General features: G+C 75.0%; 18 protein-coding genes and 1 pseudogene. 7 read left to right on the forward strand and 12 right to left on the reverse strand.

Annotation, left to right across the window (positions count from 1 at the left end):
• Positions 1-165: 165 nt before the first annotated feature.
• Positions 166-498: a hypothetical protein gene (locus tag AD017_RS05060; RefSeq protein WP_139323810.1), complete on the reverse strand. Its 333-nt coding sequence runs from the start codon at positions 496-498 to the stop codon at positions 166-168.
• A gap of 208 nt (positions 499-706) precedes the next feature.
• On the opposite strand from AD017_RS05060, the gene lexA reads away from it, so the two are divergent.
• On the forward strand, positions 707-1,441 hold the full coding sequence (gene lexA / locus AD017_RS05065) for a transcriptional repressor LexA (protein WP_060573197.1): 735 nt from the start codon (positions 707-709) through the stop codon (positions 1,439-1,441).
• A gap of 25 nt (positions 1,442-1,466) precedes the next feature.
• Here the strand turns inward: lexA and AD017_RS05070 are convergent, their stop codons facing one another.
• The 5 genes from AD017_RS05070 to AD017_RS05090 all read right to left on the reverse strand — a co-directional run bounded on the left by AD017_RS05070 (position 1,467) and on the right by AD017_RS05090 (position 6,747).
• A complete protein-coding gene (locus AD017_RS05070; RefSeq protein WP_060573199.1) occupies positions 1,467-2,600 on the reverse strand; it encodes a hypothetical protein in 1,134 nt (377 codons plus the stop codon).
• Between the two features lie 77 nt (positions 2,601-2,677).
• Positions 2,678-4,180, reverse strand: a complete 1,503-nt coding sequence (hflX, locus tag AD017_RS05075) for a GTPase HflX (protein WP_060573200.1) — start codon at positions 4,178-4,180, stop codon at positions 2,678-2,680.
• A gap of 55 nt (positions 4,181-4,235) precedes the next feature.
• Positions 4,236-5,108 carry a diaminopimelate epimerase gene (gene dapF, locus AD017_RS05080; RefSeq protein ID WP_082399069.1) on the reverse strand — a complete coding sequence of 291 codons (873 nt, stop codon included), beginning with the start codon at positions 5,106-5,108 and terminating at the stop codon, positions 4,236-4,238.
• Entirely contained in the window at positions 5,105-6,049 is a 945-nt protein-coding gene (gene miaA, locus AD017_RS05085; protein ID WP_060576242.1) for a tRNA (adenosine(37)-N6)-dimethylallyltransferase MiaA, read from the reverse strand. Before miaA ends, dapF begins: the two co-directional genes overlap by 4 nt.
• Entirely contained in the window at positions 6,046-6,747 is a 702-nt protein-coding gene (locus tag AD017_RS05090) for a hypothetical protein (protein WP_060573202.1), read from the reverse strand. The genes miaA and AD017_RS05090 overlap by 4 nt, the downstream gene beginning before the upstream one ends.
• 282 nt (positions 6,748-7,029) lie before the next feature.
• Here AD017_RS05090 and AD017_RS05095 point away from each other — a divergent pair, with 282 nt between their 5' ends.
• Complete coding sequence (locus tag AD017_RS05095; protein ID WP_060573204.1) at positions 7,030-8,421, forward strand: DUF349 domain-containing protein; 1,392 nt, start codon at positions 7,030-7,032, stop codon at positions 8,419-8,421.
• A gap of 46 nt (positions 8,422-8,467) precedes the next feature.
• On the opposite strand, the gene AD017_RS05100 is transcribed toward AD017_RS05095, so the two are convergent.
• On the reverse strand, positions 8,468-8,917 hold the full coding sequence (locus tag AD017_RS05100) for a hypothetical protein (RefSeq protein ID WP_010224298.1): 450 nt from the start codon (positions 8,915-8,917) through the stop codon (positions 8,468-8,470).
• Positions 8,918-8,927: 10 nt separating this feature from the next.
• Positions 8,928-10,406, reverse strand: coding sequence for a tRNA (N6-isopentenyl adenosine(37)-C2)-methylthiotransferase MiaB (gene miaB / locus AD017_RS05105; RefSeq protein WP_082399505.1), 1,479 nt, complete (start codon positions 10,404-10,406; stop codon positions 8,928-8,930).
• 97 nt (positions 10,407-10,503) lie between these two features.
• Here miaB and AD017_RS05110 point away from each other — a divergent pair, with 97 nt between their 5' ends.
• Positions 10,504-11,490, forward strand: coding sequence for a TAXI family TRAP transporter solute-binding subunit (locus tag AD017_RS05110; protein WP_060573206.1), 987 nt, complete (start codon positions 10,504-10,506; stop codon positions 11,488-11,490).
• A 12-nt stretch (positions 11,491-11,502) separates the two neighbouring features.
• On the opposite strand, the gene AD017_RS05115 is transcribed toward AD017_RS05110, so the two are convergent.
• Together AD017_RS05115 and AD017_RS05120 are read right to left on the reverse strand one after the other, a co-directional pair.
• Positions 11,503-12,930 (reverse strand): HAMP domain-containing sensor histidine kinase, encoded by a 1,428-nt coding sequence (locus tag AD017_RS05115; RefSeq protein ID WP_060573208.1) that lies wholly within the window; start codon positions 12,928-12,930, stop codon positions 11,503-11,505.
• Positions 12,931-12,947: 17 nt separating this feature from the next.
• Positions 12,948-13,631: a response regulator transcription factor gene (locus AD017_RS05120; protein WP_010224305.1), complete on the reverse strand. Its 684-nt coding sequence runs from the start codon at positions 13,629-13,631 to the stop codon at positions 12,948-12,950.
• A gap of 135 nt (positions 13,632-13,766) precedes the next feature.
• Here AD017_RS05120 and AD017_RS05125 point away from each other — a divergent pair, with 135 nt between their 5' ends.
• From AD017_RS05125 to AD017_RS05140, 4 genes are all read left to right on the forward strand, one after another.
• Complete coding sequence (locus tag AD017_RS05125; protein ID WP_010224307.1) at positions 13,767-14,495, forward strand: amino acid ABC transporter ATP-binding protein; 729 nt, start codon at positions 13,767-13,769, stop codon at positions 14,493-14,495.
• Between the two features lie 109 nt (positions 14,496-14,604).
• On the forward strand, positions 14,605-15,492 hold the full coding sequence (locus tag AD017_RS05130) for a glutamate ABC transporter substrate-binding protein (RefSeq protein WP_060573211.1): 888 nt from the start codon (positions 14,605-14,607) through the stop codon (positions 15,490-15,492).
• Between the two features lie 81 nt (positions 15,493-15,573).
• Complete coding sequence (locus tag AD017_RS05135) at positions 15,574-16,221, forward strand: amino acid ABC transporter permease (protein ID WP_060573213.1); 648 nt, start codon at positions 15,574-15,576, stop codon at positions 16,219-16,221.
• A gap of 67 nt (positions 16,222-16,288) precedes the next feature.
• Entirely contained in the window at positions 16,289-17,167 is an 879-nt protein-coding gene (locus tag AD017_RS05140) for an amino acid ABC transporter permease (protein WP_010224313.1), read from the forward strand.
• A gap of 60 nt (positions 17,168-17,227) precedes the next feature.
• Here AD017_RS05140 and AD017_RS37330 read toward each other — a convergent pair whose 3' ends face one another.
• Positions 17,228-17,977: an AAA family ATPase gene (locus AD017_RS37330; RefSeq protein ID WP_010224315.1), complete on the reverse strand. Its 750-nt coding sequence runs from the start codon at positions 17,975-17,977 to the stop codon at positions 17,228-17,230.
• 109 nt (positions 17,978-18,086) lie between these two features.
• Positions 18,087-19,358, reverse strand: a pseudogene (locus tag AD017_RS37335) (prolyl oligopeptidase family serine peptidase); the annotation flags it as partial.
• Positions 19,359-19,736: the final 378 nt, after the last annotated feature.

The raw sequence follows: 19,736 nt of genomic DNA on the forward strand, positions 1-19,736 counted from the left end.
GCTCCTCGCCGTCGGCGCCCGGCCACACCCGGCCGCGCGCCCTGCTCACCCCCGACCGGCCCTTCCCCGAGCCCGGTCGAACGGGTGTACGAGCTGTGTAGCACCGGCCCCCGACAGAAACGGGGGCCGCCGGCGGGCGCCCGCGGGCCCGCCGACGCCGGCGGGTCAGCGACCCGTGGACACGGCCGCCGGAGCGACCGGGACGACGCCGGCGGTGGCGACCTCGGCCAGCAGGCCCAGCCCGACGACCGCCGTGGCGGAGGCGACCAGCACGCCCACGGCGGCGACCGCCCGGTGCAGCACGGAGGGCGCACCCGCCGACCCCGCCGAGCGCGCACCCGGCGGCATCCGGACCGCCGCAGGCGTCGCGGAGGACACCCGGACCGTCGTCCCACACGGCGGCGGCGGCACCGCGAGCGGCGCCGCCCGAACCAGCTCCGCGGTGACCGGCGGGCGGACACCGCCGGGGACCACCCGCACCTCCGTCGTCGCGCTCACGATCTCCACCCCTCCCGGTCTCCGGCGCTGTACGGGCGCCGGACCGAAGTCGTCGAATCGATGTTCGATCGAACGCCTGTGCGATGTTCTACCACCGGGGTCCGACGGAATCCACGACACGCCCGGCACGAACTTCGAACGCATGTTTGGCGGACGGCCCGGACTTGGCTAGTGTTCGTGCCGGTAGATCCTCGAGGAGGCGAATGCGATGGCAGCGGACGAGTCCGGAGGCGGTGCGCCCGCCGGGCCGGGATCCGCGGACGTCCGGGAGTTCCCCGAGCCCCCGGCCGACACCCGTGGGCTGACCCCGCGGCAGCGGAAGGTCCTGTCGGTGATCCGGGACTGGGTGGATCGGTACGGGTACCCGCCGAGCGTGCGCGAGATCGGGGACGCGGTGGGGCTGACCTCCACCTCCTCGGTGCACCACCAGCTGCGGACCCTGGAGCGGAAGGGCTTCCTCCGCCGGGACCCGAACCGGACCCGGGCGGTCGACGTCCGGAGCCCGGAGCAGGCCGCGGCGGGCGACGGCACCGACGCGGACACCGAGGCGGTCCGGTCCGAGCGCCCGGCACCGGCCTTCGTGCCGCTGCTCGGTGACATCGCAGCGGGCGGGCCGATCCTCGCCGAGCAGGCCGTGCAGGACGTGTTCCCGCTCCCGCGGGAGATCGTCGGCGAGGGCACGTTGTTCCTGCTCAACGTCAAGGGCGACTCGATGGTCGACGCCGCGATCACCGACGGGGACTGGGTCGTCGTCCGGCAGCAGCCGGTCGCCGAGCAGGGCGAGGTCGTGGCCGCGATGATCGACGGCGAGGCGACGGTGAAGACGTTCCGCCGCAAGGACGGGCACATCTGGCTGATGCCGGCGAACGAGGCGTACGACCCGATCCCGGGGGACGACGCGTCGATCCTGGGCCGGGTCGTCGCGGTCATGCGCCGGCTCTGAGGCGCGGGACCGGGCCGTCGGCGGATCAGCTCCGCCGACGGCCGTGCAGGACCATCGCGCCGATCCCGGCCAGCAGCAACACCCCGAGCACCCCGGCCCCGGCGACGGCGGGCAGCCACGGCGGGAACGACCCGGTGCGGGGCACCTCCGCCGGTTGCGCGACCACGGGGGCCGCCGCGGCGGTCGCGGCCGTCGCCACGCCGGGCACGGCCCGGACGCCCGCCGGCGAGAGCCCGCGGGCCTCCGAGCCGGAGTGCAGCGTCCCGCGGCCGTCGAGGGCCACCGCCTCCCCCTGGGCCTCGTCCGGCAGCGGCACCGGCAGCGGCGCTGCGCGCAGGGCCTCGACGAGCGCGTCCGCGGAGACCCGGCCGTCCGGTGGCGGGCGCAGCGGGAACACCCACGCGTCGGTGTAGGTCCGCAGCGCGGCGACCCGGCCACCGTCGGCGCCGGGAGGGCCGACCGCTCCCCCGGTGACCGTCCGGGTCCCGGTGGCGCCGAGCGGGCCGCCGGACGTGGCGGAGTACGGGAGGACCACCTCGCCGACCCGGTCCAGCGTGACCGGTGTGGCGCCGCCGTCGAGCGGGCCGGCGGGCCGGTACACCCCGGCCGCCCCCGTGGTCTTCGCGACGATCAGCGGGGTCCCGTCGTCGGCGAGGAGGATCGCCTCGGCGTCGCGCGGCCCGTCCGGGTAGACGAGGTCGTGCGCCCGCGCGGGCCCGGACACCGGCAGCTCGACCAGGCGCACCGTGCCGCGGTCGCCGCGGTTGTCGCCGATGTCGGCGAGCCAGAGGGTCCCGTCGGGTGTCGCGCCGAGGTCCTCGACGTCGGTGACCCGGACACCGGTGTCCCGGATCTCGGTGACCGCGCAGGTCACCGGGTCGAGCGTGAGGACCTCGCCGGTTCCGCCGCCGTCGACGATCGCCCGGTACCGCACCGGGCCCGCTCCCGGTGGGCCCTCGGCGACCAGCCCGGAGAGCTCGGCGGCCCGCGGGTCCTCGGCCGTGCAGACCGGACGCGGCGCTGCCGGCCCGGGTGCGGCCCCGGTCCGTGGCGGGGCCCCCGGGACCTCGTCCGGCGCGGCGTGCGCCGCCGTCACCCCGCCGGCTCCGGCACCGCTGATGCCGAGGACGATCCCGAGCGCGACGGCGACCGGCCCCACACGGAGCCTGCTCCGCCGGGGCCGGGACATGCAGGGCCGGGACGTGCGGGGCCGGGACGTGCGGGGCCCCCTCGGGCTCAGTGCCCTGCCGCCGTCGCGGGCAGGTCGGTGCCCGCAGGATCGGTGTCCGCGGGCACCGTCGCGGTCCCGCCGACGGCGTACGGGAGCACCGCGGTGCCGAGCTCCGGGCCGACCCGGGCGCGGACCCGGGTGCCCTCACCGGTGTGCTCCTCGGCGAGGATCTCGCCCTCGTCGTGGAGCCGGGCCACGAGCGCACCCTCGGTGTAGGGCAGCAGCAGGTCGACCTCGTACTCGGGGCGCGGGAGCAGCTCCGCGATCCGGTCGCGGAGCTTCCCGATGCCGCTGCCGTCGTGCGCGGAAACGAACACCGCCTCCGGCTGGGCGTGCCGCAGCCGGGCCAGTGCGAGGTCACCGGCGGCGTCCACCTTGTTGATCACCAGGAGCTCGCGCGGCATGGTGCCGCCCTGCTCCTCGCCGATCTCCACGAGGACCTGCCGGACCGCGGCGATCTGGTCGTCGGGCAGCGGGTCGGAGCCGTCGACGACGTGCACCAGCAGGTCCGCCCGGGCCGCCTCCTCCAGCGTCGAGCGGAACGCCTCGACGAGCTGGTGCGGCAGGTGCCGCACGAACCCGACCGTGTCGGTGAGGGTGTAGGCGCGCCCGTCGGGCGTCTCGGAGCGGCGCGTCGTCGGGTCCAGCGTCGCGAACAGCGAGTCCTGGACCAGGACCCCGGCGTCGGTCAGCTGGTTGAGCAGGCTGGACTTGCCGGCGTTGGTGTAGCCGACGATCGCGACCGACGGGACCTCGTTGCGGGTGCGGTTCCCGCGCTGGGTCTCGCGGACCTGGCGCATCGCCCCGATCTCGCGCCGCAGCTTCGACATGCGCGCCCGGATCCGGCGGCGGTCCAGCTCGATCTTCGTCTCACCCGGGCCACGGCCACCGATGCCGACACCGCCTGCGGCCCGGCCACCGACCTGACGGGACAGCGCCTCACCCCAGCCACGCAGGCGCGGGAGCAGGTAGGACAGCTGGGCCAGCTCGACCTGCGCCTTGCCGTCCCGGGAGCGGGCGTGCTGGGCGAAGATGTCGAGGATCAGCGCGGTCCGGTCGATCACCTTGACCTTGAGCCGCTCCTCCAGCTGGCGGAGCTGGCCGGGTGAGAGCTCGCCGTCGCAGATCACGGTGTCGGCGCCGGTCGCGCGGACCACCGTGGACAGCTCGTCGACCTTGCCGGAGCCGATGAAGGTCGCCGGGTCCGGCGTCGAGCGGCGCTGCACGAGTCCGTCGAGGACCTCGGACCCCGCGGTCTCGGCGAGGCGGGCGAGCTCGGCGAGCGAGGCGTCGGCCTGCTCGGCGCTGCCCTCGGTCCACACCCCGACCAGCACGACCCGTTCGAGCTGGAGCCGCCGGTACTCGACCTCGGTGATGTCGGTGAGCTCGGTGGAGAGGCCGTGGATCCGGCGGAGCGACGAGCGCTCCTCGAGGTCCAGCTCGCCCGCCGACGGGACGGCGGACCCTGCGGACGTGGACGGCACGGCGGCGGTGTGGGCTTCAGTCATCGTGCCGTCCAGTGTTCCACGTCGGCGGGCGTGTGTCCGCCCGGATTCGCGCCGGTCAGGCGGGCCGGTCCCACCAGGAGCGGTCGATCTCGCCGGTCGCGAGCAGGACGGCGGGGCCGTGCAGCACCGTCGTGCCGGTGGCCGCGTCGTCGCCCGCCCCGACGGTCACCCGGAGCCGGCCGCCGGGGGTGTCGACGTGCACGTCACCGGCCGGGTGCCCGGCGGCGCGCAGCGCGGCGACGACGGCCGCGACGGTCCCGGTGCCGCACGCCAGGGTCTCCCCCACGCCCCGCTCGTGCACCCGCATCCGGACGCGCCCGCCGTCGGCCGGGCCGTCCAGCGGGGTCACGAACTCGACGTTGACGCCGCGAGGGAACACCTCCGGGTCGACGGCCGGTGCCCCGGTGAGGTCCAGCGCGTCCGGGTCGGTGGCGGTGACGCAGGCCAGGTGCGGGTTGCCGACGTCGAGGGCGATGCCGTCGAACCGGGCGCCACCGGTCGTCGCGACCGAGGCCGGACCGATCGCGACCGGGCCCATGTCGACCGACACGGTGTCGCCGGACAGCGTCGCGGTCCGCACCCCGGCCCGGGTGCCGACGGGGCCGCCGCCGGGCGCCCAGCCGCGCTCGTGCAGGTAGCGGGCGAACACCCGCACCCCGTTGCCGCACATCTCGGCGACCGAGCCGTCGGCGTTGCGGTAGTCCATGAACCACTCGACGCCGGGGACCGGCTCGGGCACCGACTCGTCCCCGGCCAGCTTCGCCCAGCGCACGACGCGCAGGACGCCGTCGGCGCCGATGCCGCCGTGGCGGTCGCAGAGCGCCGCGACCCGTTCCGGGGTCAGGTCGAGCGCGGCGTCGGGATCGGGCAGCACGACGAAGTCGTTCCGGGTGCCGTGGCCCTTGGTGAACTCGATCCCGCCGCTCATGCCACCAGGGTACGAGCGAGCACCGACCGCGCGTCCGCGACCAGGTCCGGGGCCGCGCCGTCGAGCCAGTGGATCCGCTTGTCGCGGCGGAACCAGGACCGCTGCCGCCGCACGAACCGGCGGGTGGCACGGACGGTCTCCTCGCGGACCGCGGCGAGGTCGGGGGCGTCGGGATCCCCTTCGAGCGCCTCGATGACCTGCCGGTACCCCAGTGCCCGGGACGCGGTCCGGCCCTCGGCCAGCCCGTGCGGCAGCAGGCCGCGGGTCTCCTCGACCAGGCCGTCGCCGAGCATCCGGTCCACCCGGAGCGCGACCCGCTCGTCGAGCTCGGCGACGTCGCGGTCGACGCCGAGCAGCACGGCGCCGTAGCGGGGGGCACCGGTGGTGGGCAGCGTCGCGCGGAACGGGCCGCCGGTCAGCGCGATCACCTCCAGCGCGCGGACGATCCGCCGCCCGTTCGACGGCAGCACCTCGGCGGCCGCCGCGGGATCGGCGTCGGCGAGCCTGCGGTGCAGCGCCCCCGGCCCGTCCCGCTCCAGCTCCGCCTCCAGCTCGGCACGCAGCCCCGGATCGGTCCCGGGGAACTCCAGCTCGTCGAGGACCGCCTGGACGTAGAGCCCGGACCCGCCGACCAGCACCGGGGTGCGGCCGCAGGCCCGCAGGCGCTCGATCACAGCGCGCGCCTCGCGCTGGTAGGCGGCGACCGAGGCGGTCTCCCGCACGTCGAGGACGTCGAGCAGGTGGTGCGGCACGCCGCGGCGCTCGGGGACGGGGAGCTTCGCGGTGCCGATGTCGAGGCCGCGGTAGAGCTGCATCGCATCGACGTTGACGACCTCGCCGCCGAGCGCGAGCGCGATCTCCAGGCCGAGGTCGGACTTGCCGGTCGCCGTCGGCCCGACGACGGCGACCAGCCCCGGCCCGCCGTCACCGCCGGCCGTCACGCCGGTTCCCACAGCGCGACGTGGTAGGCGACGCCGTAGGGCATCGAGGTGTGCCGGTGCGCGGCCCGCCAGTCCCGCCCGGACGCGGCGCCGGCGAGGACCTCCCAGGGGGCGCGGCCCGCCGCCCACAGCTCCGCCGCGGCGGCCGGGTCGAGCCCGGCGAGCGCGCCGGGCGACGCGTCGTCGAGGGCCGCGGCGACGACGGCGTCGAACGCCTCGGCGCGCTCGTCGAACCCGCCGGGGGCCGTCGTGGAGTGCCGGGCGGCGCCGTCCCCCACGACGAGCAGGCCCGCGTCCTCAGCGGCCAGTGCCGCACCGAGCGCCCGGCAGTCCGCCGGCGGGGCGTCCGGCGCGACCAGCTCGCCGCGCGCCGACCGCACGCCCGCACCGGCCGCCGCCCACGCCGCGACCAGCAGCGGCAGCGGCAGCTCGGCGCCCTCGTCGGCGCCTTCCGGGCCGGGGAGGGCGACCGGGACGTCGTGGCCGTACCCGGCGAACGTGCCCCGGGTGCCGGGGGCGACGGTGCGGCGACCGCCCTGGTCCGCCCCGACGACGATCCAGTCGGCGGCGGCCGCGGCGAGTCCCGTCACGACCGCGCCGACGGCCTCGCGCAGCGCCTCGGTCTCGACGGCGGCGTCCCCGCTCAGGTCGGGGACGAGCAGCGGCGGCTGGGGCAGGACGGCGATCGCGGCGGGCACGGCGCCCGAGCGTAGCCAGCGTGGGCGCCCCTCGCCCGGGGCCCCGGCGGAACGCCACCGCGCCGTGTCCGGACCGTGCGGTTCGCCGACACCGGACGCCCGTTCGAGGCGCGCACGGTCCCCGGCCGGGGCCTCGGCGGTTCCCCCGGAGGTGGTGGACCTGCTTGAATCTCCATCCCGGCTCCTGGCCACGGCGAGGAGCCCGGTGCGCGCACGGCCCCGGACGGACATCCGGACGGGGCGCCCGCCGGTGATCCGGTGGGCCGAACGAGGAGGACACCGGTGCCCGAGACCAACGCCGCCACGCCCGGAGCACGCCCGCCGAACCCCGGTTCGGTCCCGAAGCCGGGGCCGCGCCCCGGCCCGCGTCCCGGGCCGCCGCCCGGCGCGAAGCCCGGACCGGCGGCGCAGAACGCCGCACCGGTACCGCCGGCCGCACACCCGTCCCCGGTCCCGTCGGCGGTCGCCGACCCGGGCCGCTGGGGCCGCGCCGACGACGACGGCACCATCACCCTGCTCGGCCCCGACGGCGAGCGGGTGGTCGGCTCGTACCAGGCCGGACCGCCCGCGGAGGGGCTGGAGCACTTCGCCCGCCGGTTCGACGCGCTCGTCACCGAGACCGAGGTGCTGGCCGCCCGGATCGCCGGTGGCGGCGACCCGAAGGCGTCGCTCACCGCGCTGCGCACGCTGATCGCGGGGCTGGAGGAACCGGCCGTCGTCGGTGACGTGGCGGCGCTGCGGACCCGGCTCGACGAGCTCGTCGGCCGCGCCGAGGAGGGCGTCCACGCTGCGCGCGAGGAGCGTGACCGGGCCCGGCACGACGCCGTCGCCCGCAAGGAGGCGCTGACCGTCGAGGCGGAGAAGCTCGCCGAGGAGTCCACCCAGTGGAAGCAGGCGGGTGACCGGTTCAAGGCGATCCTCGACGAGTGGCGCACGATCAAGGGCGTCGACCGCAAGCACGACGAGCAGCTGTGGAAGCGGTACTCCAAGGCGCGGGAGGCGTTCAACCGGCGGCGCGGCTCGCACTTCGCCGACCTGGACCGGCAGCGGGTCGTCGCCAAGGGCCGCAAGGAGGAGCTCGCCGAGCAGGCCGAGGCCCTCGCCGAGTCCGACGAGTGGTCGTCGACCGCGGCCGCCTACCGGGACCTGATGACCGAGTGGAAGGCCGCGGGCCGGGCGCACCGGGAGGCCGACGACGCGCTGTGGTCGCGGTTCCGCGGTGCGCAGGACCGGTTCTTCGCCCGCCGCAACGAGCACTTCTCCGCCCGCGACGCCGAGTTCGCGGAGAACGCCGACGCGAAGCGGGTGCTGCTCGCCGAGGCCGAGAAGATCGACCTCTCGAACCCGGACGCCGCCCGGGCCGCGCTGCGCGACGTGCAGGAACGCTGGGAGGACATCGGCAAGGTCCCGCGCGACGAGATCCGTACCCTCGAGGGGCGGCTGCGCGGGATCGAGGAGAAGGTCGCCGAGGCCGCCGACGCGCAGTGGCGCCGGACCGACCCGGAGGCCCAGGCCCGCGTCGAGCAGTTCCGGTCCCGGGTCGAGCAGTTCGAGGCGCAGGCCGAGAAGGCCGAGGCGTCCGGTGACCGCAGGCGGGCCGAGCAGGCCCGCGCCCAGGCGGCCCAGTGGCGGGAGTGGCTGGACGCGGCCGAGCAGTCGGTCAACGAGCTGTAGGTCCCGCCGGTCCGTGCGCGGCCCCGTCCGGGGCCGCGCCGGCCGTTCAGGAACGCGCCAGCGCCGCGCCCGCCCACACGAAGGTCAGCAGCACGACCGCGATCACGCCCAGCACCAGCCCGAACCCGGGCCCGCCCGCGGCGCCGGTCTGCTGCGACCAGATCGCCCAGACACCGTTCACCGACGAGATGCCGCAGCCGAAGGCGGCGAGCCAGGCCAGCACCCACAGCCGGGTGAGCAGGGCCGACGCGGACACGACGATCGCGAACACCGTCAGCGTGACGGAGAACAGCCGGGGCAGCGGGCCCGCCGCACCCCCCGCGAGGACCTCCCAGCCGGGCGCCCCCGCCACCCACGGCAGCAGCAGTGACGCCACCGCGGCGACGACCGCGACCGCGATCAGCATGGCCCGCGTGCCCGGGTCGATCCGCCGGGTCGCGGCCCGGCCGGCGTCGTCGATCTCCGCGCGGGTCTCCGGCGTCACGTCGCTGCTCATCGGATCCTCCTCAGGGGGCCGGGACGGCGCACGGCGACTCGGGTGCCGGCTCCTCGGCCGGCTTCCCGAAGGCGGGCAGTCCCAGGGTGGTGGGCGCGCCGGTGGGCCGGGTCCCGGCCTCGGCCGCGTCCCCGGCACGGGTGCGGCGGTGGGTCGTGACCCCGCCGTCGGCGACGAGATGGTGCGGGGCGCCGTAGTCGATCCGGACGGTGACGAGGTCGCCGGGCCGGATCCCGGTCGCGTCGCCCGGGGCGAAGTGGACGAGCCGCCCGTCGCGCGCCCGGCCGGTGAGCCGGCGGGTGGCGTCGTCCTTGCGGCCCTCGCCGGTGGAGACGAGGAGCTCGACCTCCCGGCCCTCCTGCGCGCGGTTCTCCTCCCAGGAGATCTCCTCCTGGAGGGCGACGAGACGCTCGTAGCGCTCCTGCACGACCTTCTTGGGCAGCTGCCCGTCCATGTCGGCGGCCGGCGTCCCGGGGCGGGGCGAGTACTGGAACGTGAAGGCCTGGGAGAACCGGGCCGCGGCGACGACGTCGAGGGTCGCCTGGAAGTCCTCCTCGGTCTCGCCCGGGAAGCCGACGATGATGTCGGTGGAGATCGCCGCGTGCGGGATGGACTCCCGCACGTCGGACAGGATCCGCAGGAAGCGGTCCGACCGGTAGGAGCGGCGCATCCGGCGCAGGACGGCGTCGGAGCCCGACTGCAGCGGCATGTGCAGCTGCGGGCAGACGTTCGGCGTCTCCGCCATCGCGGCGATCACGTCGGAGGTGAAGTCGCGCGGGTGCGGCGAGGTGAAGCGGACCCGCTCCAGGCCCTCGACGCCGCCGCAGGCCCGCAGCAGCTTCGAGAACGCCTCCCGGTCGCCCATGTCCTGGCCGTAGGCGTTGACGTTCTGGCCGAGCAGCGTCACCTCGAGCACGCCCTCGGCGGCCAGCGCCTCGACCTCGGCGAGCACGTCGCCGGGGCGCCGGTCGCGCTCCTTGCCGCGCAGCGCGGGCACGATGCAGAAGGTGCACGTGTTGTTGCAGCCGACCGAGATCGACACCCAGCCCGCGTAGGCGGACTCGCGGCGGGCCGGCAGCGTCGAGGGGAACACCTCGAGCGACTCGGCGATCTCGACCTGCGCGGTCTCGTTGTGCCGGGCGCGCTCCAGCAGGGTGGGCAGCGCGTGCACGTTGTGCGTGCCGAACACGACGTCGACCCACGGGGCCTTCCGCGTGATCGTGTCGCGGTCCTTCTGGGCGAGGCACCCGCCGACGGCGATCTGCATGTCCGGGTTCGCCTGCTTGCGCGGGCGGAGGTGGCCGAGGTTGCCGTAGAGCTTGTTGTCCGCGTTCTCGCGCACCGCACACGTGTTGAACACGACCACGTCGGCGGCGTCGGGATCCTCGGCCCTGGCGTAGCCCGCCTGCTCCAGCAGACCCGCCATCCGCTCCGTGTCGTGCACGTTCATCTGGCACCCGTAGGTGCGCACGGTGTAGCTGCGGCTCACACCCCGAGGGTAGGCGCCGCTGGGCCCGGCCCGCTGCGCGGGCCCGGCGGAGAGCCCTCGCGGCGACACGGTGACACCGCACCGGGAGGATGGCCGGATGACGACCGGGAGCGGCACGGCGCAACGCGCCCTGTCACGCCGCACCCTGCTCGGGGCCGGGCTGGCGGCGGGCGTCTCCCTCGGTGCCCTCGGCGTCGCGGGCTGCACCGGGCCCGCGCCACCGCCCCGGCTGGTGATCGCCGGCGGCGTGCAGCCCGGCGTCTACATCTCGCTCGCCCGCACGCTGGCCGCCCTCTGGCAGGAACGGCTCGGCCCCGCCACGAGCACCGAGGTGCTGACCACGGCGGGCAGCACCCAGAACATGCAGCTGCTCGTCTCCGGCGCCGCGACCGTGGCGATCAGCCAGGTCGACGTCGCCGCCGACGTCGCCGCGGGCGTCACCGGAGCGACCGAGCCCCTCGCGCTGGCCCGGCTCTACGACGACGTCACCCACGTCGTCGTCCGGCGGGACTCGCGGTACCGCTCGCTCGACGACCTGCGCGGCGCCCGGGTGTCGATCGGCCCGGCGGGCAGCGGCTACCAGCCGATCGCGCTGCGCCTGCTCGACGTCGCCGGGATCGGGACCGCGGGTCTCGGCGAGCAGGCCGGCCTGGGGCTGCCGGACGCGGTGGAGGCGCTGCGCGGCGGCCGGATCGACGCGTTCTTCTGGTCCGGCGGGGTCCCGACCGACGGCATCCGGGAGCTGGCCGACGAGCTGCCGATCCGGCTGCTGGACCTCGGCGCGGTGCTCGACCGGATGCGGGAGCGGTTCCCGGTCTACTCGGTCGGCACGGTGCCCGCGAACACCTACGGCCTGCCCGGCCCGGTGTCGTGCCTGTCGGTGCGCAACGTGCTGCTCGCGACCGCCGGGATGCCCGACACGACGGCACGCTCGCTGATCGACGCCGCGTTCGCCGGGCAGCCCCGGCTCGCCCAGGCCAGCCCGGCCGCGGTGACCGTCGACTCGCGCTCGGCGATCGGCACCCAGCCGATCGCACTGCACCCGGGCGCCGTCGAGTTCTACCGCTCGACCAAGGGGTACTGACCGGCGCCGCGGTCACGGATCCGGGTGCTCCGGGACCGGATCGAGCCACAGCGTGACCCGCAGGCCACCGCCCGGTGCCGGGTCGAGGGCCAGCGTCCCGCCGACCGCCGCCGCCGTCCGGGCGGCGATCGCCAGCCCCAGCCCGCTGCCCTCCACGTTGGTCTGGCCGGGCGCGCGCCAGAACCGGTCGGTGGCCCGCGCACGGTCCTCGTCCGGCATGCCGGGCCCGCCGTCGACGACGCTGACCCCGACCCGGCCCGCGACCCGCAGCGTCGCGACCCGGATCCGGCGCCCCCGCGGGGTGTACTTGAGCGCGTTGTCGAGCACCGCGTCGAGCACCCCCTCCAGCCCGGCCGTGCCTATCCGGGCCCGCATCCCCCGCGGCCCGCTGCGCCGCAGCTCCACCCCGTTGTGCTCGGCCAGCGGCTGCCAGTTCTCCACCCGGTCGTCGACGACGTCGTCGAGATCGGTCCCGGCGGCCTCCGCACCCGTCTCGACCGTCCGTTCCGCCCGGGCCAGCGCGAGCAGCCCGTCCAGCACACCGGACAGCCGCTCGGCCTCCTCCATCGCGGCGAGGTGCTCGCCGGCCGCGCCCGGATCGACCCGGCCGTCCAGGTTGGACAGGCGCAGGCGGAGAGCGGTGAGCGGGTTGCGGAGCTGGTGCGAGGCGTCGGCGACGAAGGCGCGCTGCGCGGCGATCGCCTCCCGGACGGTCTCGGTCATCCGGTCGAACGACCCGGACAGCGACCGCAGCTCCGGCGGTCCGCTGCGACGGATCGGCGGACCGGGCGGGCCGCCCGCGACGACCGCGGTCCCGACCCGGCCCATCGCCTCGTCGAGCCGCCGGACCGGGCGCAGGATCCACGCGGTGAGCGGCAGCGCCACGAGAGTCCCGGCGAGCAGCGCCAGCAGCGCCGCGCCGGTGATCACCGACCAGGTGCGCAGCTCGGCCGAGCGCAGCGCGTCGGTCGGCGAGACCGTCATCGCGGCGCCGACCACCTCGCCGTCGACCAGGACGGGTTCGGCCAGCACGATCGGCCGGTCGTCCCACGGCATCAGCAGCGGCTCGGTGGCCGAGCGGCGGCCGGCCAGCGCGACCTGCAACCGGGCGGCCGGGTCACCGGCGAGCTCCGGCAGCCGTTCCGCGGGGCGGGAGGAGGCGAGCAGCGCGCCGGACCGGTCGAACACGGCGACGGCGACGTCGTACACCTCGTCGTAGCGGGTGATCTCGGCGGTGAACGCCGTCGTCGCGGACCGGCCGTCCGGGGACTCGATCAGCGGCCGCTGCGCGGCGGAGGCGAACGAGATCGTGTCGGTCAGCCGGTCGGTGAAGACCTCCTCCTGGCTGCGCTGGGCGTCGGTGAGCGCCAGCGGCACCCCGAGCCCGGCGGCGAGCAGCCCGACGAGCACCAGGACGACCAGCAGCAACCGGCTCCGCATGACGCTCCCCCGGTCGCCTAGTCCTCGGTGGCGGCGAAGCGGTATCCGACGCCCCGGACGGTCCGGATCAGCTCGGGCCGCCCGAGCTTGGTGCGCAGGGTCGCGACGTGCACGTCCAGCGTCCGGTTCGCACCGGCCCAGCCGCGCCCCCACACCTCGGCGACGATCTGTGCCCGGGTGCAGACGGCGCCGTCGGCGCGGGCGAGCAGCGCGAGCACCTGGAACTCCTTGCGGGTGAGCACGACCTCCTCACCGGCGACCGTGACGGCGTGCCGCTCCGGGTCGATGCGGACGTCCCCCACCGCCACCGGCGCCGCACCCGCCGGGGCCGCGGTGCCGTCGTCGCGCACCTTGCGGCGGCGCTGCACCGCGTGCACCCGGGCGACGAGCTCGCCGATGTCGTAGGGCTTCACCAGGTAGTCGTCGGCGCCGGTGTGCAGGCCCGCGATCCGGTCGGTCACCTCGCCACGGGCGGTCACCATGAGGACCGGCACCTCGCTGACCGCCCGGATCTCACGGCAGACGTCGAGGCCGTCGGCGTCGGGCAGCCCGAGATCGAGCAGGACGACGTCGACCCCGTCGAGGTGGTCGACCACCCCGCGGCCGTGGTCGAGCCGGGTCGTGGTCATCCCGTGCCGGTGCAGCGCCGGACGCAGCGCGGCCGCGACCCTGTCGTCGTCCTCGATGAGCAGGATGTGCACCCGCGCACCGCCCCTTCCGTTACGTGGCCGAGACCCTAAGGCTTCCTCAAGGTGGTGGACTGCGGTGTCCGTTCCGTCCAGGCTCTCGCCATGTCCGGAGGCAGCATGACCAGCACGCCCGAGTCCCGCACCCCCATGGTCCGGATGACCGGGGTGCAGAAGCACTTCGGCGACCTCCACGTCCTCCGCGACATCGAGCTCGAGGTCGCGCGGGGTGAGGTCGTCGTCGTCCTCGGCCCGTCCGGTTCCGGCAAGTCGACACTCTGCCGGACGATCAACCGGCTGGAGCCCATCGACACCGGGACGATCGAGATCGACGGGACTCCCCTCGCGGCCGAGGGCAAGGCGCTCGCCGCGCTCCGGGCCGACGTCGGAATGGTCTTCCAGTCGTTCAACCTGTTCGCGCACAAGACGATCCTCGAGAACGTCACGCTCGCGCCGATCAAGGTCCGCGGGGTGTCGAAGGCCGAGGCGGAGAAGACCGGCCTGGCCCTGCTGGAGCGCGTCGGTATCGCGAACCAGCGCGACAAGTACCCGGCCCAGCTCTCCGGCGGGCAGCAGCAGCGCGCCGCGATCGCCCGCGCGCTGGCGATGAAGCCGAAGGTCATGCTCTTCGACGAGCCCACCTCCGCACTGGACCCGGAGATGGTCAACGAGGTCCTGGACACGATGACGTCGCTGGCCTCCGAGGGCATGACGATGGTCGTCGTGACCCACGAGATGGGCTTCGCCCGCCGGGCCGCGCACCGGGTGGTGTTCATGAGCGACGGCGAGATCGTCGAGGACTCCACACCGGACGACTTCTTCACCCACCCGCGCAGCGACCGCGCGAAGGACTTCCTGGGCAAGATCCTCAGCCACTGAGCCGAGGTCCGGACCCCGACCGGCAGCGGCTCCCCGGCCGCCGGTCACCGGAGCACCGTCCCGCCGCACCCGCGGCACCCGTCCCACCACCCGTTCACGAGCGGAGATCATGATGAAGAGAACCCGGATCCTGGTGGCGGCCGCCATGGCCGCCGCCCTGGCACTGGCCGGCTGTGGCCAGGAGGGCTCGCCCGGCGCCGCGGGGTCCGGCTACGAGCCGGTCGTCGCGCAGAACGTGACCGTCGAGGGCTCGCCGACCTTCCAGGCGATGCAGCAGCGCGGCCGCGTCGTCGTCGGCGTGAAGGACGACCAGCCCGGCCTCGGCTTCCGTGACGCGACCACCGGTGAGTTCTCCGGCTTCGACATCGACGTCGCGAAGATGGTCGCCGGCGGGCTCGGCTTCGCGCCGGACCAGATCGACTGGAAGGTCGTCCCGTCCGCGGCCCGCGAGGACGTCATCGAGCGCGGCGAGGTCGACTACTACGTCGGCACCTACACGATCAACGACAAGCGCAAGCAGCGCGTCGGGTTCGCCGGCCCGTACTACACCGCGGGCCAGGGCCTGCTGGTGCGCGCCGACGAGAACGAGATCACCGGGCCGCAGACCCTGCAGGGCAAGACGGTCTGCTCGGTCACCGGTTCGACCCCGATCCAGCGGGTCCGGGACCAGAACCTCACCACCAGCATCGTCGAGTTCCAGACCTACACCCAGTGTGTCGACCAGCTGATCAACGGCCAGGTCGACGCCGTCACCACCGACGACGCGATCCTGCTCGGCTACGCCTCGCAGAACCCGGAGCAGCTGAAGGTCGTCGGCGAGACCTTCTCCGAGGAGCCCTACGGCATCGGCGTGCCGCTCAACGACACGGCGTTCCGCACCAAGGTCAACGACCTGCTGCAGACCGCGATCGACGACGGCACCTGGAAGACGATCTACGACGGCACCCTGGGCAAGTCGGGCACCCCGGCCGACCCGCCGCAGATCGAGCGTTACTGACCCACCCGCTCCCCGGGCGTGCGGTGACCCCGTCACCGCACGCCCGGCCGGGGCGGGCGAGCACGGAAGGAGAACACCGCGGTGGACGTCCTGCTGGACAACATCGACGTGTACTGGCGCGGGCTCGTCGGCACGGTAGGACTGTTCGTCATCGCGGCGATCGGGTCGCTGCTGCTGGGCACCCTCGTCGCGGGCCTGCGGGTCAGCCCGGTCCCGGCGCTGCGCAGCTTCGGGTCCGCGTACGTGACGATCATGCGGAACACGCCACTCACCCTGGTCCTGTTCTTCTTCGCCTTCGCCTACCCGCGCCTGGAGCTGGTGGAGCTCCCGTTCTTCACCCTCGCCTGCATCGGTCTGACCCTCTACACGGCGGCCTTCGTCTGCGAGGTCGTCCGCTCGGGGATCAACACGGTCCCCGTCGGCCAGGCCGAGGCGGCCCGCGCGCTCGGGTTCACCTTCACCCAGACGCTCGGCCAGGTCGTCCTGCCGCAGGCCGTCCGCGCCGTGGTGCCCCCGATGACGAACGTCCAGATCGCCCTGCTGAAGAACACGACCATCGCGTCCGGCTTCGCGGTGTTCAACATGGGCAACGTGTACAGCGTCCTGTCCGAGCGGGGGTACAACGTGCTGGTCGGCCTGCTCTGGGTGGCGCTGTTCTTCATCATCCTGGTCGCGCCGCTGACCCTGCTGCAGCGCCGCCTCGACGCGCGGTGGGGGGTCGCCCGGTGACCGCCGTGACACGCACCGGAGGTGCACCGACCATGCCCGCCGACGTCCGTCCCACCGGGGAGGCGACATGAGCAGCGTCCTCTACGACGTGCCCGGACCGGCCGCGGTCCGGCGGAACCGGGCGCTCGGCGTCGTCGGTGTCGCCGCCGTCGTCGCGATCGTCGCGTTCGTCCTGTGGCGGTTCTACGACGCCGGTCAGTTCTCCCCGCGCCTGTGGGAGTGGATCACCTACGTCAACATCCAGTACATCCTGCTGGGTGCGCTGTGGGCGACCGTCAGCGCGTTCCTCGTCGCCGCGGTGCTCTCCCTGGTGTTCGGGGCCGTGTTCGCGGGCGGCAGGCTGTCCGACCACCGGTGGGTCAGCGGACCGGCGACGGCGATCGTCGAGTTCTTCCGTGCCATCCCGCTGCTGGTCCTGATCTTCATCCTGTACTTCGGGCTCTCCCAGGGCCTCGGCATCGACATCGACGCCTTCTGGGCCGTGGTGCTCGGCCTGATGCTCTACAACGGGTCGGTGCTGGCCGAGGTCTTCCGGGCCGGCGTCAACGCGGTGCCGCGCGGGCAGCGGGAGGCCGCCTACGCGCTCGGGCTGCGCAAGACCCAGGTGATGACGAACGTGCTGCTCCCGCAGGCGTTCCGGTCGATGCTGCCGACGATCCTGTCGCAGCTCGTGGTGGTCCTGAAGGACACCGCGCTCGGGTTCATCATCCTCTACCCGGAGCTGCTCTACCAGGCGCGTTTCCTCGGCAGCCAGAACCAGCTCGGTGCCCCGATCCTCCCGGTCGCGATCGTCATCGCGGTCATCTACATCGGACTGTGCCTGATCCTGACCGGTCTCTCCCGGCTGGTGGAGAAGCGGCTCGCCCGCGGACCGCGGGCGACGAGCACCCAGGGTCCGGACCAGGTCGCGCCGGCGATGCCGTCGGGCGCGGGCGGCATCACCTGAGCCGGACAGCCTCTGTACGACGAGCCCCGGGGACCCCGCGTCCCCGGGGCTCTTCGGCGTCTACAGGTGCCGCAGGAACGCGTCCGGGTCGGCGAGGAACCCGCGGGTGAGCACCACCGGCGCGGCGTCGTCGTAGCCGACCTTCCGGATCGCACCGTCGTCGCCGATCTCCAGGATCGTCGCGCCGGGCAGGGCGAGCAGCACCGGTGAGTGCGTCGCGACGACGAACTGGCTGCCCTGCCCGGTCAGGTCGGTCATCCGGCGCAGGACGGCGAGCGCGCCCGTCAGCGAGAGCGCGGCCTCCGGCTCGTCGAGCAGGTAGAGCCCGCGCGGGCCGAAGCGGTGGTTGAGCAGGGCGACGAACGACTCGCCGTGGGACCGCTCGTGGCCGGACCCGCCGTAGGCCGGCAGGAGCGGCGGCCCGCCCGCCCGGTCGAGTCGCTCCACCTCTGTCGCCACGTTGTAGTACGACTCGGCGCGCAGGAAGAAGCTGGTCCGCTCCCGCCCCGGGCGCCGCGCGACCCTCAGGTGCGCGCCGAGGTCCGACTCGCTGCCGCGGGTCGCGAACCGGAACGAGCGTGACCCGCCCTCCGGGTTCAGACCGATCGCGACGGCGAGCGCCTCGACCAGGGTCGACTTGCCGGACCCGTTCTCGCCGACGAGGAACGTGACGCCGGGGTACAGCGGCAGGGCGCCGTGCTCGCGCAGCCACCGGACGGCGGGCAGGTCGAACGGGTACCCGTCGGCCGGGGCGTCCGGGGCGAGCGACACCCGGGCGACGAAGTGGCCCCCGCGCGGCCCCGTGGTCACAGGTTCTCGATCTCCACCGGCTCGATGCCCTCCTCGGGGGCAGGCCGAACCCGAACACCCGCCCGTAGAAGGCGAGCTCCGCGTCGAGCGCCCGGCGGATGTTCTCCGCCTTCCGGAAGCCGTGCTGTTCCCCGGCGAAGAGGAGGTAGGCGACCGGCACCCCGCGCTCGCGCAGCGCGTCGACGATCATCTCGGACTGGTTCGGCGGGACGATCGCGTCCTCGTCGCCCTGCAGCACGATCAGCGGCGTGGAGAACGCGTCGACGTGGGTGAGCGGGGAGCGCTCGGTGTAGACGTCGCGGGCGCCGGGCCAGGGGCCGACGAGACCGTCGAGGTAGCGGGACTCGAACTTGTGGGTGTCCGCGGCGAGCGCTGCCAGGTCGGCGACGCCGAAGTGGTCGGCACCGGCGGAGAACGGGGTGTCCTCCCGGGCCAGCGCGGCGAGCGTGGTGAACCCGCCCGCGGACCCGCCGCGGATGGCCATCCGCTGTGGGTCGACCCGGCCGGTGTCGGCGAGCGTCCGCGCGGCGGCGAGGCAGTCGGCGACGTCGACCAGGCCCCACGCGCCCTTCAGCTGCTCGCGGTAGGCGCGCCCGTACCCGGTGGAGCCGCCGTAGTCGACGTCGACGACGCCGAACCCGCGGCTCGTCCAGTACTGCACTCCGACGGCGAGCACCGGCACCGCCGACCCGGTCGGCCCGCCGTGGATGACGACGAGCAGCGGCGGGAGCTCGCCCTCGGGGGCGTCGCCCATCCCGAGCGGCGGGTAGTACAGCGCGTAGCCGGTGCGCGGGCTGCCCGCGGCGTCGGACGACAGGAACTGGATCGGCTCCGGGACCGAGATCGTCTCCGGGTGCAGGCCGAGGTCCCGCGGCGGCCGCAGCGTCTGCACCCCGGCCGCGCCCGGCTCCCCCGCACTCGCCGGCGCGGGGACGACGCGGTGCACGCCCGGCTCCGCGGTCGGGCTGCCGGCCACGCAGACCACGGCGTGCGGCCCGTCGGCGCGCACCGACCCGATCGCCGAGAACGGGGTGTCGAGCTCGGAGATCTGCCCGTTCAGCTCGCGGACGGCGAGCGCGTCGAACCCGTGCGACGACCGCGCGAACACGACCCGGCCGTCGTCGAGGAGGGTGTAGCGGGAGCCGCCGAGCGACCAGCCGGGGACCCCGATCTCCGCGTCGGTCCGGACCAGCGGCTCGATGTCCTCGCCGGGCATCCAGCGGTAGAGGTTCCACCAGCCGGTGCGGTCGGACAGGAAGGTGAGCGAGCCGTCGGGCTGCCACTGCGGCTCGGTGACCGACTCCCCGGGCCCGCCCGCGACGACGACGTCCACCCCGGACGCGAGGTCCCGCACGGTGAGTTCGACGTCGTCCCACGGCATCGACGGGTGGTCCCAGGACAGCCAGGCCAGGGTCGCGCCGTCCGGGGAGATCCGCGGCGCGGCGACGAAGTCCGGGCCGGTCACGACGACCTCCGGCGCGGACGGTTCGCGCGCGTCGAGCCGGACGATCTCGTTGACGACGTCGGTGGCGGGGCAGCCCGCGGACGGGTGGTGCTCGCGCACCGCGACCAGCCAGGACCCGTCGGGCGCGACGTCGCCGTCGGCGTAGCGGTCACCGCGCGGGACGTCCGGCTCCGGGGTCAGCGCCACCGGTGCGGCGCCGCGGTCGAGCCGGTACAGCCGCTGGTCGGCCCACTCGACGTACCAGACGACGCCGGGGCTGCCCGCGTGCAGCCACCAGGCGCCGCCGCCGTACTC

It is taken from the genome of Pseudonocardia sp. EC080619-01, from assembly GCF_001420995.1.
GTDB lineage: Bacteria > Actinomycetota > Actinomycetes > Mycobacteriales > Pseudonocardiaceae > Pseudonocardia.

Excerpts from the sequence above, each read along its gene's own strand:
- lexA (WP_060573197.1), top strand. The coding sequence starts at position 707 with ATGGCAGCGGACGAGTCCGGAGGCGGTGCGCCCGCCGGGCCGGGATCC.
- hflX (WP_060573200.1), bottom strand. The coding sequence starts at position 4,180 with ATGACTGAAGCCCACACCGCCGCCGTGCCGTCCACGTCCGCAGGGTCC.
- dapF (WP_082399069.1), bottom strand. The coding sequence starts at position 5,108 with ATGAGCGGCGGGATCGAGTTCACCAAGGGCCACGGCACCCGGAACGAC.
- AD017_RS05100 (WP_010224298.1), bottom strand. The coding sequence starts at position 8,917 with ATGAGCAGCGACGTGACGCCGGAGACCCGCGCGGAGATCGACGACGCC.
- AD017_RS05110 (WP_060573206.1), top strand. The coding sequence starts at position 10,504 with ATGACGACCGGGAGCGGCACGGCGCAACGCGCCCTGTCACGCCGCACC.
- AD017_RS05115 (WP_060573208.1), bottom strand. The coding sequence starts at position 12,930 with ATGCGGAGCCGGTTGCTGCTGGTCGTCCTGGTGCTCGTCGGGCTGCTC.
- AD017_RS05125 (WP_010224307.1), top strand. The coding sequence starts at position 13,767 with ATGGTCCGGATGACCGGGGTGCAGAAGCACTTCGGCGACCTCCACGTC.
- AD017_RS05130 (WP_060573211.1), top strand. The coding sequence starts at position 14,605 with ATGATGAAGAGAACCCGGATCCTGGTGGCGGCCGCCATGGCCGCCGCC.
- AD017_RS05140 (WP_010224313.1), top strand. The coding sequence starts at position 16,289 with ATGAGCAGCGTCCTCTACGACGTGCCCGGACCGGCCGCGGTCCGGCGG.